Genomic DNA, 16,285 nt, shown 5'->3' with positions numbered 1-16,285 from the left:
GCTTTAACACTCAGCGTTGGCTTTTCCTTTTTCTAACAAAACTGGCAGAACGTAAAATGCGTCTACCCTGTCTTTAAAAAGGCTCATCTATAGCTTTGCTAGGTTCAGTGAACCACACTGCGCCAGTGTCAGATACATAGAAGTGATCTTCTAAACGAATACCGAACTCATTAGGAACCACTATCATGGGCTCATTGCTAAAGCACATACCTAGTGCCAGAGGGTGTGGATTATTCTTCACCAAGTATGGCCACTCGTGAATGTCCATACCAATACCATGCCCTGTTCTATGGGGCAAACCAGGGAGATTATAATCTGGACCTAAGCCATCGGGCGCTAAACTGTCTCGCGCGGCCTTATCAACATCTCCACAGGGTACGCCTAGCTTTACTGCATTAAATGCAGCGTACTGCGCGCGTCTTTCACTTTCCCACATCGCCTTTTGCTTCTCCGTTGGCTTACCAAAACAGTAGGTTCTCGTGATATCAGATAAATAACCATGCACCTTACAGCCGGTATCAATAAGCACCAAGTCGTTATCTTTCAACACTTGCGGGTCTTTCACTCCATGTGGAAATGACGTTGCTTTACCAAAAAGTACAATGCAAAAATAATTGCCATTAGCGCCCACTTTTTTGTGGGCATCATTGATAAAGGCTTCCACTTCTGTGGTAGTAATTCCTTTATAGAGCATGCTGGCTGTAGCTTTATGCACTGCAAGGGTCATATCCATAGCACGCTGTATAAGTGCAAGCTCATTTACCGATTTGTGCATTCGGCAGTGGGCAGTAATCTCTGCGCCATTAATAATGCTGACGCCTTCAGGGAGGGCTTTATTAAACCCGTCAACAACGAAGAATTGGGTCGATTCATCTACCGCGAATTTCTTGCCACCAGCAGTATCAATTTCACCCAGTAAATGAGCAACCAGTGCATAAGGGCTTTCGTGCTCTTGCCATCCAATAATGTCGCCGTTTATCACTTTACGCTCTTCAAGGGAGTCAATTTCAAAATAAGGTGCTACGTAGATAATATCGCCAAAGGCAGGAAGAATAGCGCCCACTAAACGCTCGCTGGCATACCACTGCATACCCGTAAAATAAGTTAAGTTAGTGCCGGCATTAAGGTACAGCGCAGCAATACTATTTTGCTGCATATAGTGCTGAGCTTTATCTATTCGAGATAAGTATTCATTTTTTGAATAGGCGCTAGATCGCTAGTCATATTTGAAAGACTGCCCAGTGCTTCTTCCTTTGTTTTCCCGCCAATAAGTGTCGTCATAACCTGCCCTTATAATTTTATTCGTCGATGAAGCAGGTGCACTGTACAACACTGAAATAAAAAGTCGAGAATGCCAGTCAAAGGGTCATTCCACCCCTACCTGCTTGGGTAAGGTAAGCGTAAATGTAGTGTCTAATTCGCTCGATTCATCCACAGGGGAAAGTGCTAACGTTCCATGTATTTTCTTCGCTAAATTAGAACAGACAGACAACCCCATGCCTGTTCCCTTACCAACGTCTTTTGTAGTGAAGAAAGGGTCAAAAACATGCTTACGACTTTTTTCTGCTATACCGCCCGCGTTGTCTGAAACATTCATTAGCACAAACTCCGCTTTTTCTTCAACACTGACTTTGATGATTTTCTGCTGAGTTTGCTTCTCTGAGGTGGCGTGGGCTTGAATCGCATTTTTAACCAAATTGGCGATTATCTGTTGGATGAATCCTTTATGTGACGTTATCTGAATATCACTATCAATAGCTAGTTGAACTTCAACGTCATCACTCAATTCGTATTTGAGCATTCGAACGGTTTCTTTGGTTACTTCACTGAGGTTTATTGGCTGATTCTCTAGTGACTCTTTACGAGAATAGCTCCCTAAATCATTAATGATATCCCTTACTCTCAGTAAACCTTCTTTTGAATCGTGCACTAGCGCTTTTATATCTTCGGTCACAAAATCAATATCACGAGTTTGTTTGAAGCTTTGTATTGATTGGGTGAGTTTCTGATTTACTGGCTGCTCAATCTCGTTAATAGATTGAATAAGCTGTTCATGCAAATCCACCATGCTGATTAGCATTTCTACGTAATGATCAAGGGGGTCGAAGTTGCTGATAACAAACGCCAACGGATTATTTATTTCATGGGCAATTCCAGCTGCCATAATGACCAACAGAAGCCATTTTTTCTGCATGAATCAGATGATGATCGACACTCAGATATCATTATCACCAGTTACGAATATATCGATAAGCCCACCTTCACCGAGTGGAATATGGGTTACGCTGGCAGTACACCAATTTTTACTGAGTTACTTGCTCGATTATCACAAACCGAGTTTGAACCCACTAAACTTCCCCCAAAGCAAATTTATGCCTTACTTAGGCACCTTTCAGCACATCAGCAAAAGGTGTAGTGTTAACCACATTTCGCAATTTTTAGCGGCTGTTTAATAACCGAGGTTTAGGCTTTAACTTAACGCTTTGCCTAGTCAGTTGTTTTTAAATTTGGGTACAGATTGAAAAACTCACACCAATGAGAAATCGACGGTACCTTGTCGTTCTTATCTGCGCTAGTTGGCAGTGCACCTTTAAAATGGCTTGCGCCGGTATATTTCACCACCTGCATATCAGCAGCTAGTGCGCCTTGAATACCCGCTTCTGAGTCTTCGATAACTAAACAATTTTTAGGCTTAATTCCCATCTTTGATGCGGCAAGTAAAAAGATATCAGGGGCTGGTTTCCCATTTTCAACTTCTGTACTTGTGGTAATGCGCCCTTCAAAAAAAGAAAGAAGACCTGTTTTTTCTAGCGCAAACGCAACCCGCTTTGGGCTACTGCTGGTTGCAATGCAGTTTCTAACATTCAAGCCGGAAAGCACACTGTTGAGCTCGGGCGTAGTTTGTAACTCTTCAGCAAACACCTTTAATAGCGCGGTTAGGTAGTTATCTCTAAACTCAGCAGGAAGCGAAATGTTGAAGTCGGTTAAAATCTGCTTATGTGCAGATTCATAACTTTTACCTAGGAAGTGCTCGTCAAAGTAAGCGCTTGAAACCACAACTTTTAAATCAGCCAGCATGGCGATGATGACCCGTTTACACAGCACTTCACTGTCAACTAATACGCCATCACAGTCGAAAATAACAAGCTGAATATCAATCCCTTGTTGGCAAGATTTACTGCTGCCCATGTAAAGTTCCTTGTATCTTATATCTTAGACGCAAGCGAGCTACTGCTGTTTACAATAGCCCGCTGTCATCCACAATCATTTATGCTAAGTGCGCTTCGCCCCAAGAAAGTGAAGCAATCGTCACGCCTGCTTTATTAAAATGCATAATTTTGCTTTGCGCTGCCGTCAAGTTAATCACATCGCCATAACTCACAGGACAGTCACCATCCGCTTTAACCGTAAGTGTACCAGCACCTTCTACATGAACATGTAAAAAGGTTTCAGAACCTAGGTGCTCTACCACACCCACTTTACCTGTCCACAGCCCTTGTTCTTGCGTAATTTTAAGATGTTCTGGCCGCACCCCAATAGTATGAGTGTCGTCACCTGCTTTAGGCATCACATCAATGAAATTCATTTTTGGCGAGCCAATAAAACCAGCTACAAAGCGGTTAACTGGTTTTTGGTAGAGCTCAAGCGGCGTGCCGACTTGCTCGATAATACCGCCATTAAATACCGCAATACGATCGGCCATGGTCATGGCTTCTACCTGATCGTGGGTTACGTAAATCATGGTGGTGTCTAAACTTTTATGAAGTTCTGATATTTCAAGGCGCATATTAACCCGTAGCGAGGCATCAAGGTTAGATAAGGGCTCATCGAACAAGAAAGCCGAAGGCTGGCGAACAATGGCACGCCCAATCGCCACACGCTGACGCTGCCCGCCAGATAACTGTCCAGGCTTGCGGTCAAGATAATCAGTAAGGTTCAGCATTTTAGCCGCTTTTTCAATTTTTTCATCAATCACTGCAGGGGCTACTTTTGCGCGCTTAAGCGGAAACGCAATATTGCTGCGCACAGACATATGCGGGTACAACGCGTAAGACTGAAATACCATCGCCAAGCCACGTTTCGCTGGCGGCATATTCGTGGCATCTTCACCGTCAATATCAATGTTACCACTTGTGGTGTCTTCAAGCCCCGCAATCATGCGAAGCAAGGTGGATTTTCCGCAGCCCGATGGCCCAACGAATACAATGAATTCACCGTCGCGGATATGCAAATCTAGCGGCTTAATAACATTTACATCGCCAAAGCTTTTTGTCACTTGTTTTAAAGTAATGCTTCCCATTGGAATACTCCTACTTAACCGCGCCGAAACTTAATCCGCGCACTAATTGTTTTTGACTGAACCAACCAAGAATAAGGATTGGCACCACAGCCATCACAGAGGCGGCTGATAATTTCGCGTAAAATAAGCCTTCTGGGCTTGAATAACTGGCAATAAACGCAGTTAACGGCGCTGCATTCGCGGCAGTAAGAATGAGTGTCCAAAAGGCTTCATTCCACGCCAAAATAACGTTTAATAGCAGGGTTGATGCTATGCCGGGCAAGGCGATTGGCAGTAACACATGAAAAATTTCTTCTTTTATTCCAGCACCATCCATACGTGCAGCTTCAAGAATTTCATGAGGAATTTCTCTGAAATAGGTATAAAGCATCCACACCATGATAGGTAAGTTAATGAGTGTCATTACAATCACCAAACCTAAGCGGGTATCTAGCAATCCGAAGTCTCGAAACAATAGATAAATAGGAATAAGCACCCCAACTGGTGGCAGCATTTTGGTTGATAGCATCCACATTAATAAGTTTTTCGTACGTTTGGTTTGCACAAATGCCATCGACCATGCGGCCGGAATAGCAATAAGCAGTCCAAGTAAACTTGCCCCTAATGAAATGATCACAGAGTTCATAAAGTGATCGAAATAAGGTGAACGTGCTAACACATCTTTGTAGTTCTCTAGCGTCCACTCAAACATGAATAAACTTGGTGTTGCCGAGATAGCTTCAGATTCCGTTTTAAAGCTGGTGATCATGGTCCAAAGAATAGGGAAGAAAATCATTCCACTTATGGTCCATGCCAATATGGTGTATATGGCTTTTGATTTATTGCTGTTGTTCATTGCCATCACTTAACCCTCCAAATTTTTGCCGATAAGGCGCATTAAGAAGATGGCAACAATGTTGGCAATTATAACAGCCACTATTCCACCTGCTGAACCGCCGCCCACATCAAACTGAAGTAGCGATTGGGTATAAATGAGATACGTAATATTGGTGGACGAATAGCCAGGCCCGCCGCTGGTTGTGACCAAAATTTCTGCAAAAATAGACAGTAAGAAAATGGTCTCAATTAAAATCACTGCGGTAACCGCCCGTGATAAATGAGGTAATACAATATAAATAAACTTACTGAACGGACCTGCACCATCTAAGTCTGCGGCTTCTAGTTGCTCTCTATCTAGCGATTGAATTGCGGTAAGCAGAATTAGCGCTGCAAAAGGTAGCCACTGCCACGACACAATAATGATGATGGACAGCAACGGAATTTCTGCAAAGAAATCGATTGGTGTTGCACCAAAGAACTTGGCAAGGTGAGCAAACAGCCCATTTACTGGGTTCATGAACATATTTTTCCATACCAGCGCTGAAACCGTTGGCATGACGAAAAACGGTGCTAATACCATTATGCGGACATAGTTTCTGCCCCATATGGCTTGGTCGAGCAATATGGCTAAACCTATACCGCCGCAGATTGTGATAAACAGCACACCTCCTACTAGCAATAAGGTATTAAAGAATGACTCTATGAAGGCAGGGTCAGTAAGAAAAAACTCGTAGTTTAAAAAGCCTATGTATTCATTATCGCCAGGCATGAGCAGGTTATAATCTAAAAATGAGAAATATAACGTCATGCAAAGTGGAACAATCATCCAAGCTAACAGCAAGGTGACCGAAGGAAACAGCATCATTTTGGCTAAGGTACGAGATTGGGTTGTCGCCATTACTAAGCCCCTTACAAGTAAATGAAGGGTAAGTGCACCTTGCACCTACCCGTAGTTAATATTTATTATTTTGGGTAACGCGCTTTGCGCATGGCTCTCTCAACTAATCGCTGTGAGCTCTGTAGTGCTTGGTCTACCGTCATGCGGCCGGTTAATGCTGCACTAAACTGTTGTCCTACCGCCGTTCCTATTCCTTGAAACTCGGGTATAGCCACAAACTGGACACCCACATAAGGCACAGGCTCTACCGTTGGGTTTTTAGGATCTGCTGAGTTAATTGAATCAAGGGTAATTTGTGCAAAAGGCGCCGCACTCATGTACTCAGGATTTTCATAAAGTGAAGCGCGGGTACCTGGAGGTACATTTGCCCATCCTTTCTTTTCAGCTACTAATGCAGAGTATTCTTTTGAGGTAGCCCAGCTAATGAACTTCATCGCCGCATCACTCTTTTTGCTGCTAGAAGGAATAGCCAATGTCCATGCCCATAACCAGTTACCACGCTTACCTAAGCCGTTATCCGGCGCTAGTGCAAAACCTACTTTGTCGGCAACTTCAGAGTCTTTCTCGTTAGTCACAAAACCGCCTGCAACCGTTGCATCAATCCAAATACCGCACTTACCGGTTTGAAACAGCGCTAGGTTTTCATTAAATCCGTTCGCTGATGAACCTGGAGGGCCATACTTGTCCATTACATCAACATAGTATTCTAGGGTGTCTTTCCATGCTTTTGAGTCGAACTGAGGTTTCCAATTTTCATCAAACCAACGTGCGCCAAACGAGTTAGACATAGACGTTAACAACGCAATGTTTTCACCCCACCCCGCTTTACCACGAAGGCAAATGCCGTAAACACCTGCATCTTTGTCTGTCATTGCAGCAGCAGCTTCGCGAATAAACTTCCACGTAGGCGCTTTAGGCATTTCAAGGCCAGCTTTCGCCATTAAGTCAGTGCGATACATTACCATCGAGCTTTCACCATAAAACGGGGCAGCGTACAGCTTGTCATCTACTGACAGACCGCTTCGAATCGCAGGTAATAAATCTTCAACATCGTAATCAGCGCCAAGGCCATCAAGCTCTTCTAGCCATCCTTGGTTACCCCAAATTGGCACTTCATAAGTACCAATTGTCATCACGTCGTACTGACCACCACCGGTGGCTACATCAGTCGTTACACGTTGACGTAGAATGTTTTCTTCTAGTGTTACCCACTTAAGGTCGATACCTGGGTTCTTCTTTTCAAAGTCGCTACTAAGTTCTTTCATGGCAATCATGTCGCCATTATTTACCGTTGCAATAGTAATAGTTTCTGCATTCACTGCTGCACTCATCGTCATTGCACCAGCAAGCATTAAAGATAGTTTTTTCAACATCGGGTTCTTCCCCTTTAGGTTTTGAAGGGTATGACTTTCCCCTCCCCTATATTCAGCTGGGGACGAAAGTCATACTGCTTTCACTACTTAATGTTTTGGTTGGTTTAAAAGAGCGAGTCGCTAAGGACCTGCCACTCGCTCTGTGGTTCGTAAACTGATTAGAACTTAACTGAAATCTCAGAGGTGATGCCGTCAAACCCTGTGCCTATTTGGCCACCTGAGTTAACGCCTTCGTCTTGATTGACATATTCTACTTTCCACAATGTTCTATTGTTTATCCAGTAACCTGCAGATACTTGTAAACGTGTGACTTCATTGTCGGTTTGTTCAATTAGGTCAGAGGTATTTTCAGATTCTGCGTAACGTGCTGCCACGTAAAGCTTTTCTGGAAGAATATATTGTTGAGCTTCTAGCGCCCAGTACTCCACCGACGAGTCACCTTCAATTACTTGGTTTGAATCAAAGGTAGTGCCAGTAGGGTCTGCCACGCCATCAGTGCCGAAATAGGTGATACCAGCAACCGCGTTACCGTTGGCATCTGCGAAAGTGTAGTCGTCAGAAGACTTACCTAACATGACAACAACACTCGTTTGATCAGAAGGCTGGTAAGCTAAGTTCAATTGCATGATTGATTGGTTCAAGCCTGGCAGTGCGCCAACATGGGTATCACGCTCACTAGATGCAGAAGCAGAAAAGTTATAGTTTTCACCATCGCCGAAACGATAGTTGGTGGTCGTAACGCCATCAAGGCTTGCTACACCATCGGCAAATACAAGCTGGTCGCCTTGATTAGCTTTGAAAACGTTCAAACCGGCTTTGAAACCACCTTTAAATTCTAATGTGCCTTGTAGGCGGTAGTTATACCCACGATCATCTTGAAACGCCTCACCAAAGCTTGATGTGGTCATGTGGCCCGCCACGTTGTATGAACGAAGAATGCCGCTATCGAAGGTTTCGGTGTAGCTTAATTGAATGCCGTTTTCAGCTGTAGCGTAGTCGTTGATACCATTACCAATTAACGCATTACCTTGGTTGTCAGCGCCATCTTGGAATCCTTTGAATTGGAAAGGAGATGCGCCAATGTTACCTACTCGCAAGATAAGGCTTGAATTCTCTTTTTCATAACCAGTAAGGCCAAACATATCAAACTCTATGCCGGCGAAGTCTTGGTGGAACGAGAAGTCTCTGTCGCCATTATTACCAAAGTCGTTCGGCTCTTCAGCAATATCAATATCGGCTGTGATGTTGTCAGTAATTTTAAACTTGAACATCAAGTTTACGCGCAAACGCCCAAAACCATCTGATTGGGTTTCGTCTTCAGGGCGAAATGCACCCTCTGAGGCTTGTATAGCTTGGTAGTTCTGCATCGCTAGAAAATTAACTTGAACCCGGCCATCTAAAAACTCATTAGGTTCATTTGGCGGAACATACATAGGCTTTTCTTCACTTAACTCTTGCGCTGTCACTACGGACGGCGCCATTGCAAGCATAACTGCAGAAGCTAATGCACTCACTACGGCAATTTTAGAATTAGGTCGAGAAGTTGCTATTTGATGCTGGTTATTTTCTAACATGGTGAACCCTCAAGTTTCTATGTTTGGTTTTATAAAGTTATTGGAATTTTAGGCAAACCTTTGTCCACCCATATTCTCTGTTCGCTTTGAGCAAAAAACCTTCGATAAAAACCAAATCGGTCAGATGCTCAACTTGAGAGCATATGACCATTTTTATTTTTTAACGTCAACAACTTTTTTAACAATTAATTTTCATTTACTCTTTAATTTATTACAAAACCTTTATTTTCATAAACTTAACCATTAGTTAAGTTTTGCTAAATTGATGTGGCATGTAAATACCACTGGTTAAACTATGAGAAAAACTAGGTTCGCCAAAACTTAATATTAACAATTCCACTCAAAATACTGAGAGCAAAAGTTAACACCTGTAGCAATAAACCAATTAATCGACATGTTTTAGTGGCAGCCATATAGCAAATACTGTGAGGATAATTTTGAAGGGTTAGCAATAAGCGCTGTGATAGTTAGTAAAGATAGTTAGTAGAGATAGCCCTAGAGATAAGAGAGCTGGGCATAAGCTTGGATTTTAAAATAAGCTGGTGTCATTTAATGCTGCAAATTTATGCTTTTAGGAGAGTAAGCGTTGTGGTGAAGCCATCTTAAAAACAAAAAAAGCCGGGCGATTTCTCGACCCGGCCGACAAAACGGGAATGCATTTAATCTACTTCAATCTCGCCTTCTTCAATTGCTACTATTCTGCGTGCTTCTACATAGGTTTTAATGGCCCATAATGTCTCTTGATCTAAAATAGGCTCTGATTGACCTTCAGGTATCCCCCCTAAAGCAGGCATGCCTTTTGATGAACCAAAACGAAGGCGCTCCACGTACCATTCATCGTCTTCCATACTTTCTGGGTCGAGCAAACGCAAATCGGGGTTTATGCCACCTGACTGCGCATGCAGACCATGACAAACAGCGCAGTTATTGGAATAGGCTGACTCACCAAATTCGTACACTTTTTTGTGTGTCTCTGCATCTAAATTACGATATGGATTTTCAAACACCCAGCCGTCTTCAGACTCATCACCGTTGGTAATTTTTTGCATTTCAGAGCTGTCGGCGCCTTGTGGCGTCACGTTGCCATGTGCTGCTAACTTGTGCGCCGTTAAGGCTAGAAAAAGCGTTGTAATTAAAAGAGATACTTTTACTTTCATCATTCGTACATCCTCAAAAAGCTGATGAAAAAATTATACTTAATGTGATAATTTGGGTAACTCTACTTTGGTTTTGAAAGGCTCCTCCTTTGGGAGGATAAAGGCTATTTCGGATATAAAAAAAGCCGATACCTTTGACAGTACCGGCCTCAATTGTATTTATGAACTATTAGTTTTTGGCGACCTGCTCATAACGTTTAGGTAATTTGAATGTCCATACCGTTCCACCTTGGTTCAGGTGTTTAACCCGCTTAGCGACTTCACCGCCCCATAAAGGTACTGCGCCGCCCCAGCCGGATAAGACAGACACATATTGCTCGCCTTCCATCTCCCACGTTACAGGTGAGCCTACAATGCCTGAACCTGTTTGGAACTTATAAACCATCTCGCCAGTTTTATCGTCAAAGGCCATTAAGTAGCCTTCTGGGTTACCGGTCCAGACTAACCCGCCGCCCGTGGTCATTACCCCACCCCATAGTGGCGCGAAGTTGTTATAACGCCACACTTCTTTCCCAGTTTTCGGGTCAATGGCGCGAAGCACACCAATATAATCTTCATTAACCGATTTGATGGTAAAGCCAGCGCCTAGGTAAGCCGCCCCTTTCTTATATGAAGTAGTCTCGTTCCAGATATCCATTTCCCATTCATTGGAAGGTACGTAAAACAAACCTGTATCAGGTGAATACGCCATCGGCATCCAATTCTTACCACCTAAGAAAGCAGGGCGAGCAACAACCTGTGCGCCTTTCTTTCCGTCGTCAGATAATGAAGGGTTACCTGGGCGAACATCGTCAATGTAAAGAGGACGTCCATTTTCATCTAAACCTTTAGCCCATGTTAATTTATCTACAAACGGGAAGCCTCGGATGAAATCTCCATCCTCACGGTTCAATACATAAAAGAAACCATTTCTATCCGCTGTTGCAGCAGCTTTCACTGTTTTACCAGCATCTTCGTAATCAAAGGATATAAGCTCGTTTACACCATCAAAATCCCAGCCATCGTGAGGCGTAGTTTGAAAGTGCCACACAATTTTTCCCGTTTTAGGGTTAATTGCTAAACGAGATGATGAGAAGTAGTTATCACCTGGGCGAAGGTGAGAGTTCCAAGGTGATGGGTTACCTGTACCAAAAAATAACAGCCCGGTATCAGCATCATATGTGCCGCCGAGCCAGGTTGCAGCGCCGCCGGTTTTCCATAAATCTGCAGGCCAGGTTTTACCCGCTCCGCCGCCAGAAATACCATTCTCGGTTTTTTTACCGTCTTTCCACATATATCCCATGTGGCCTTCAACGGTAGGTCTAACCCAAATTTGTTTGCCGGTTTTAGCGTCAAAGGCGTATACCTTTCCTACCACACCGAACTCACCACCTGAGTTCCCCGTGATCACCATGCCATCAATAATAATAGGCGCAGCAGTAATAGAATAACCAGCCTTATAGTCTTCTACTTTTTTCTTCCAAACGGTTTTGCCTGTGTCTTTATCAAGGGCTACCAGTTTGGCATCTAGTGTGCCGAATATAACTAAGTTGTCGTACAAGGCAACGCCACGATTAATAACATCACAACAAGGCATTATGCCATCGGGTAAACGGGCTTCGTACTGCCATAGCTCTTCGCCAGTCATAGCATCAATAGCCCAGACACGAGAGTAAGAACCTGTGACATACATAACACCGTCTTTCACCATAGGCTGAGACTCTTGGCCCCGCTGCTTTTCGCCGCCTAGTGAAAATGCCCAGACTGGTCGAATTTCTTCAATGGTGTCTTTATTAATCGCAGACAATGGGCTGTATCGCTGTGCCCGTAGCCCCATGCCATAGGATACGATATCGTCAGTAGTGGCTTGATCGTTTTGTATGTCGTTATCGGTCACGTTAGCTTGGGCAGGTAAAACGGCACCGGCACAAACCAATAAAGCTAAGGCAATTCTTTTTAGTGGTAGTTGTTTATTCATAACGTTTCCTAATGCGTATTGGCCATGAATGAGTCTGACGTGCGGACTATTCGATAGAATTAGAATAGCGGTGCATAACGGCCGTGCCTATGGAACGGCTGAGTGATTTGTCCCCTCCTTTAGTAGGAGGAATTAACAGGAAGAGTGCCTAGCAAGGGCGGGTTTTTAGTTCAATCGCATTGCTCAACGACATTACTCACCCGCATAATAATCGGGCACTTCGTAGGTGGCATGATACTGACTAAATATATCTGCCATCTTGCCGGTTTGAACCATCTCGGTGATCACATCACCGACCTCGTAAGCCAGCGTTCGGTAGTCGTTTTTCGCGGCTATACCTAGGTCCCACTTCTGCTTTCCTATAAGAGGAAACGCATTACTAGCAAGCTGAAATTTTGCGTTATCAAGAAATTGAGACAAATAACTGATTTGCGTTCGAAGCCCCATTACCGCATCAACATCCCCTTTTTTCATGGCATCAATGGCGAGTTCGTTACTGGCATACTGCGTAGTGTTCTTTCTTAACCTTCCGCCAAAGGCAGAGGTGAGGTAAAAATGAGGAATACTGTCAATTTCAGCGCCAATCTTGTGATATTGAAACATCGCCATGGTCTCTACCTCTGGCAATTGCTCAGTGTTGTGAATTATCTGCCAGCTTTCTTGATGGTAGGGCGCAAACATATGAACTAACTCATTGGCCAACAAGCCTATATCGTCTCGCTTTTGGGAAAATGAACGATCGTAAGGAGCACGCATCATCAAGTCAGCTTTTACTTTGTGAATGATATGGCCCTTCCACAGGTAATTGCGAAAATCATCTTCAGTCGTCTCCCCTGGCGTCATCCACGTCAAGATAAGCTTCACACTAAGCTTTGCTGCAATTTCTTTAGCAATATCGACATCTATTCCCCTAGCGGTGTCAGCGTCTAAATATGAATAAGGAGGGTAATCGTTATAAACCGCGATATTGATGTACTTACTTTCGACAATGTCATCAAAAGACCGAGCAGAGACGTTCGCACTCCACCAGCAAAGTAAAACTAAAGGAAAAAATAAGGTAATTCGAAAACCTGCCACTTGAAGAACTCTGTTTACGCTAGGTGCTTTTTATACTAATGCGCAGGCGGGTATTCCCGAATGCTACTTTAGCGCCATAGCATTCATCCTTTAGGAGGATGTTATTCGGGAATAATGCCATATACCCTTTTTGTATCGCGACTGACAAAAGGCGCACTTTCAAAAAAGAAGTGTGAATAGAAGTGTGAATAGAGCCCTTCGCTGGTTTATGAAAAAAGCAAAAGTATGGATAGGGATATCAACCCTACTGCTAAGCGTATCAGCCTTGCATGCCCAATCCCCAAACAAGTCTGGAACCAAATTTAAAGGGCAAGCTGAAGCTCAACCTAACACTACGAACATGGTTTACCTTAATCTGAGACGCACTCCGCCCGCGGGCACGCCCTCGTATTTAATTAGCCCTACTGACGAAGGAATTGCAGGTGCCGAAATTGGTATTGAAGATGCCAATATTACGGGAAAGTTTTTAGGCTACGCGTTGACGCTTGCCTACATAAACGCTTTAGATTCAGCTGCTATCGACGCTATTACCCATGCCCCCGTGGTGCTTATCGATAGCCCAGATGCGCAATATCAAGAAGCCGTCCGTTCAGTGGCATCGATTAACCCCAGCGCATTGGTTATGAATGTAGCCAGTGGTAAGGATGCATTTCGCCACATGCACTGCGAGCTTAACGTATTACACACCTACCCTAGCTACCAAATGAAAGCCGATGCGCTTGGTCAGTGGCTTAGAGTTAAGCGTTTGGGCTCTGTGCTTACCTTGCGCGGCGCTCATGAAAGTGACAAGGCTTACTTAGACGCGTTTTTACGTACCGCGAAGAAATTTAAGTTAAACATTGTTGAAGCGAAAACTTGGCAGGCAAGCTTCGACTTACGGCGCTCTGCTTTTTCTGAAATTCCCCTTTTCACTCGAACTAAGAAACCTTACGACGCTATTTTTGCTGCCGATACCCAGCGCCAATATGCCTACAGTTTGCCGTTTAATACCCACCTTATTGTGCCCATTATGGGCTCAGCAGGTCTTAAACCTTTAGGGTGGCATTTTACCCATGAGCAGTGGGGAGCAAGGCAGCTTCAAAATCGCTTTAAAGACAAGTTCTCACGCACCATGAATGAAGTAGACTTTGCTGCTTATGCCGCCATTATTGCTATATCGACTGCTTTGCAGCGAAGTGAAAGTAGTGATTCTGAAAACAACGGCTCTGTTACAGGAACTCAATTATTTAACGCACTCATTGGTGAACAACTAAGTGTTGCCGCCTATAAAGGAAGACAGCTCACCTTTCGTGAAAGCACGCGCCAACTTCGTCAACCTATTGCGTTAGCACATGAAGACGCCCTGGTAATACACGCCCCTCTCCCAGGTTTTTTACACCAGCGCGATGAACTAGACACCTTAGGTGACACCACTAACACTTGTAAGGACACCTTATGAAAATTCGCTTTTCAGGCACTCGCATTTTGTTATTAGGCTTGTTGGCCTCTAGCCTGAGTGTAAACGCTATGCCACAGGCCTATGTGACCAATGAAAAGGACAATACCCTATCAGTCATTGATATGAATACATTTGAAGTGACTGATACATTAGACATTGGCGAGCGGCCAAGGGGATTTATATTAAGTGCTGATCAATCTCGTGCTTATATTTGCGCCTCGGATTCAGATCGCATTCAAATTATTGATTTAGACACCCATACTATTGTGGGCGACTTACCGTCAGGTGAAGATCCTGAAACCATTGCCCTTCATCCCAATGGCACTACCATTTACACCGCTAATGAAGATGATGCCCTGCTCACCGTTATTGATATTCCCACCAGCCAAGTAATTGCACAAATAGATGTAGGGGTTGAACCAGAAGGGTTAGCGGTAAGCCATGACGGCCACATGATGGTGGTTACCTCAGAAACCACCAACATGGTGCACTGGATAGACACCAACACCCACGAGAACATTGCCAATAGCTTAGTGGATGCTCGCCCACGTGACGCCCACTTCACCGCCGACGATAAGTATCTTTGGGTAAGCTCCGAAATCGGCGGCACAGTCGCCATATTTGATACTCAAACCAAACAAAAAGCGCATACCTTGTCTTTTGCAGTTAAGGGCGTATACCGCGACAAAATACAACCCGTAGGGATATTGTTGATGCGAGACTCCCCCTACGCGTTTGTGGCCCTTGGCCCTGCAAACCGCATTGCTGTGGTGAATACCAACACATTTGAAATAGAAAAATACATAGTGGTAGGTAGACGCGTGTGGCAATTAGCGTTTAACCAAGACCAGTCATTATTGCTCACCACAAACGGGGTAAGCGGCGACGTATCGGTTATCAATACTGAAACATTCGATGTTGAAAAGACGATTAAGGTGGGACGTTACCCATGGGGAATTGCCGTTAAATGGAAATAGATATCCAAGGGGTTAGCCATACTTACGGTAAAGTGACAGCCCTTGATGACATTTCACTTACCTTAAAGCCTGGTTTTAATATTTTACTTGGCCCTAATGGTGCAGGGAAAAGCAGCCTGTTTGCGTTACTCACAGGGTTACAACGAATTGGCCATGGCAATATCTTATTTAATGGCAGCACGATAGCGCATAAACGTGCGCCAATAATGAAACAGCTTGGCGTGGTATTTCAGCAAAGTACTTTGGATATTGACCTTACCGTAAAGCAGAACCTCGCCTATTTTGCATCCCTCCATGGGCTGGCCCCAGAGAAGTCAATTTCACGCATCAGTGACTTATTAAACGAACTTGATCTTAGCGACCGTCTGAATACTAAAATCCGCCATTTAAACGGAGGCCACCGCCGCCGTGTTGAGCTGGCAAGATGCCTTATTCACCAACCCAGCACCTTGTTACTCGATGAACCCACGGTAGGGTTAGATATTGCCTCTCGACAGCTAATTCATTCGGTGGTTCATGACTTAGCAGTGAAACAAGGCGTGACTGTGTTGTGGGCTACCCATCTATTTGAAGAGGTATCGCTAACTGATCCCCTCGCCATATTGTTAAATGGCCGACTAGTAGAACGAGATATTTGCTCGGCATTGCTTGCTAAACATCACGTCTCGGATATTCATCGGCTTTGGGAGGTATTAACTCATGCAAACTAATATCA

General features: G+C 44.1%; 14 protein-coding genes and 1 pseudogene. 4 read left to right on the top strand and 11 right to left on the bottom strand.

Translation table 11 applies throughout. The annotated features are described in order from the left end of the window. Positions 1–73 precede the first annotated feature (73 nt). Positions 74–1,281, bottom strand: a pseudogene (locus R1T43_RS04480) (M24 family metallopeptidase). A gap of 85 nt (positions 1,282–1,366) precedes the next feature. Further along, positions 1,367–2,164, bottom strand: a complete 798-nt coding sequence (locus R1T43_RS04475) for a sensor histidine kinase (RefSeq protein WP_317353307.1) — start codon at positions 2,162–2,164, stop codon at positions 1,367–1,369. Between R1T43_RS04475 and R1T43_RS04470 the strand changes: the two genes are divergently transcribed. Next, complete coding sequence (locus R1T43_RS04470) at positions 2,144–2,416, top strand: hypothetical protein (protein WP_317353306.1); 273 nt, start codon at positions 2,144–2,146, stop codon at positions 2,414–2,416. The two genes, R1T43_RS04475 and R1T43_RS04470, sit on opposite strands and share 21 nt — an antisense overlap. A 71-nt stretch (positions 2,417–2,487) precedes the next feature. Here R1T43_RS04470 and R1T43_RS04465 read toward each other — a convergent pair whose 3' ends face one another. The 9 genes from R1T43_RS04465 to R1T43_RS04425 all read right to left on the bottom strand — a co-directional run bounded on the left by R1T43_RS04465 (position 2,488) and on the right by R1T43_RS04425 (position 13,155). After that, entirely contained in the window at positions 2,488–3,189 is a 702-nt protein-coding gene (locus tag R1T43_RS04465) for an HAD family hydrolase (protein ID WP_317353305.1), read from the bottom strand. 79 nt (positions 3,190–3,268) lie between these two features. After that, on the bottom strand, positions 3,269–4,300 hold the full coding sequence (locus R1T43_RS04460) for an ABC transporter ATP-binding protein (RefSeq protein WP_317353302.1): 1,032 nt from the start codon (positions 4,298–4,300) through the stop codon (positions 3,269–3,271). A gap of 10 nt (positions 4,301–4,310) precedes the next feature. Beyond that, positions 4,311–5,141 (bottom strand): carbohydrate ABC transporter permease, encoded by an 831-nt coding sequence (locus R1T43_RS04455; RefSeq protein WP_211071607.1) that lies wholly within the window; start codon positions 5,139–5,141, stop codon positions 4,311–4,313. Between the two features lie 3 nt (positions 5,142–5,144). Next, entirely contained in the window at positions 5,145–6,017 is an 873-nt protein-coding gene (locus R1T43_RS04450; RefSeq protein WP_317353300.1) for a sugar ABC transporter permease, read from the bottom strand. A gap of 65 nt (positions 6,018–6,082) precedes the next feature. Then, complete coding sequence (locus R1T43_RS04445) at positions 6,083–7,390, bottom strand: sugar ABC transporter substrate-binding protein (protein ID WP_317353298.1); 1,308 nt, start codon at positions 7,388–7,390, stop codon at positions 6,083–6,085. Between the two features lie 158 nt (positions 7,391–7,548). After that, positions 7,549–8,823 (bottom strand): hypothetical protein, encoded by a 1,275-nt coding sequence (locus R1T43_RS04440; protein ID WP_317355664.1) that lies wholly within the window; start codon positions 8,821–8,823, stop codon positions 7,549–7,551. A gap of 800 nt (positions 8,824–9,623) precedes the next feature. Beyond that, positions 9,624–10,124 carry a cytochrome c-550 PedF gene (pedF, locus tag R1T43_RS04435; protein WP_247670821.1) on the bottom strand — a complete coding sequence of 167 codons (501 nt, stop codon included), beginning with the start codon at positions 10,122–10,124 and terminating at the stop codon, positions 9,624–9,626. Positions 10,125–10,290: 166 nt separating this feature from the next. Then, positions 10,291–12,078 (bottom strand): PQQ-dependent methanol/ethanol family dehydrogenase, encoded by a 1,788-nt coding sequence (locus R1T43_RS04430; protein WP_211071548.1) that lies wholly within the window; start codon positions 12,076–12,078, stop codon positions 10,291–10,293. A gap of 192 nt (positions 12,079–12,270) precedes the next feature. Next, positions 12,271–13,155: a substrate-binding periplasmic protein gene (locus R1T43_RS04425; RefSeq protein ID WP_410548995.1), complete on the bottom strand. Its 885-nt coding sequence runs from the start codon at positions 13,153–13,155 to the stop codon at positions 12,271–12,273. Positions 13,156–13,363: 208 nt separating this feature from the next. Between R1T43_RS04425 and R1T43_RS04420 the strand changes: the two genes are divergently transcribed. The 3 genes from R1T43_RS04420 to R1T43_RS04410 all read left to right on the top strand — a co-directional run bounded on the left by R1T43_RS04420 (position 13,364) and on the right by R1T43_RS04410 (position 16,280). Next, complete coding sequence (locus tag R1T43_RS04420; RefSeq protein WP_317353292.1) at positions 13,364–14,593, top strand: hypothetical protein; 1,230 nt, start codon at positions 13,364–13,366, stop codon at positions 14,591–14,593. Between the two features lie 68 nt (positions 14,594–14,661). Beyond that, entirely contained in the window at positions 14,662–15,570 is a 909-nt protein-coding gene (locus tag R1T43_RS04415) for a PQQ-dependent catabolism-associated beta-propeller protein (protein WP_410549010.1), read from the top strand. Continuing rightward, a complete protein-coding gene (locus R1T43_RS04410) occupies positions 15,561–16,280 on the top strand; it encodes an ATP-binding cassette domain-containing protein (protein ID WP_317353286.1) in 720 nt (239 codons plus the stop codon). Before R1T43_RS04415 ends, R1T43_RS04410 begins: the two co-directional genes overlap by 10 nt. The last annotated feature ends 5 nt before the right edge of the window (positions 16,281–16,285 follow it).

The organism is Alteromonas sp. CI.11.F.A3 (assembly GCF_032925565.1).
GTDB lineage: Bacteria > Pseudomonadota > Gammaproteobacteria > Enterobacterales > Alteromonadaceae > Alteromonas.
This window is presented reverse-complemented; position numbering and strand designations above follow the sequence as displayed.

Coding starts and splice junctions, on each gene's coding strand:
- R1T43_RS04430 (WP_211071548.1), bottom strand. CDS start 12,078: ATGAATAAACAACTACCACTAAAAAGAATTGCCTTAGCTTTATTGGTT.
- R1T43_RS04410 (WP_317353286.1), top strand. CDS start 15,561: ATGGAAATAGATATCCAAGGGGTTAGCCATACTTACGGTAAAGTGACA.
- R1T43_RS04470 (WP_317353306.1), top strand. CDS start 2,144: ATGGGCAATTCCAGCTGCCATAATGACCAACAGAAGCCATTTTTTCTG.
- R1T43_RS04415 (WP_410549010.1), top strand. CDS start 14,662: ATGCCACAGGCCTATGTGACCAATGAAAAGGACAATACCCTATCAGTC.
- pedF (WP_247670821.1), bottom strand. CDS start 10,124: ATGATGAAAGTAAAAGTATCTCTTTTAATTACAACGCTTTTTCTAGCC.
- R1T43_RS04440 (WP_317355664.1), bottom strand. CDS start 8,823: ATGTATGTTCCGCCAAATGAACCTAATGAGTTTTTAGATGGCCGGGTT.
- R1T43_RS04450 (WP_317353300.1), bottom strand. CDS start 6,017: ATGGCGACAACCCAATCTCGTACCTTAGCCAAAATGATGCTGTTTCCT.
- R1T43_RS04445 (WP_317353298.1), bottom strand. CDS start 7,390: ATGTTGAAAAAACTATCTTTAATGCTTGCTGGTGCAATGACGATGAGT.
- R1T43_RS04420 (WP_317353292.1), top strand. CDS start 13,364: ATGAAAAAAGCAAAAGTATGGATAGGGATATCAACCCTACTGCTAAGC.
- R1T43_RS04465 (WP_317353305.1), bottom strand. CDS start 3,189: ATGGGCAGCAGTAAATCTTGCCAACAAGGGATTGATATTCAGCTTGTT.
- R1T43_RS04455 (WP_211071607.1), bottom strand. CDS start 5,141: ATGGCAATGAACAACAGCAATAAATCAAAAGCCATATACACCATATTG.
- R1T43_RS04475 (WP_317353307.1), bottom strand. CDS start 2,164: ATGGCAGCTGGAATTGCCCATGAAATAAATAATCCGTTGGCGTTTGTT.
- R1T43_RS04460 (WP_317353302.1), bottom strand. CDS start 4,300: ATGGGAAGCATTACTTTAAAACAAGTGACAAAAAGCTTTGGCGATGTA.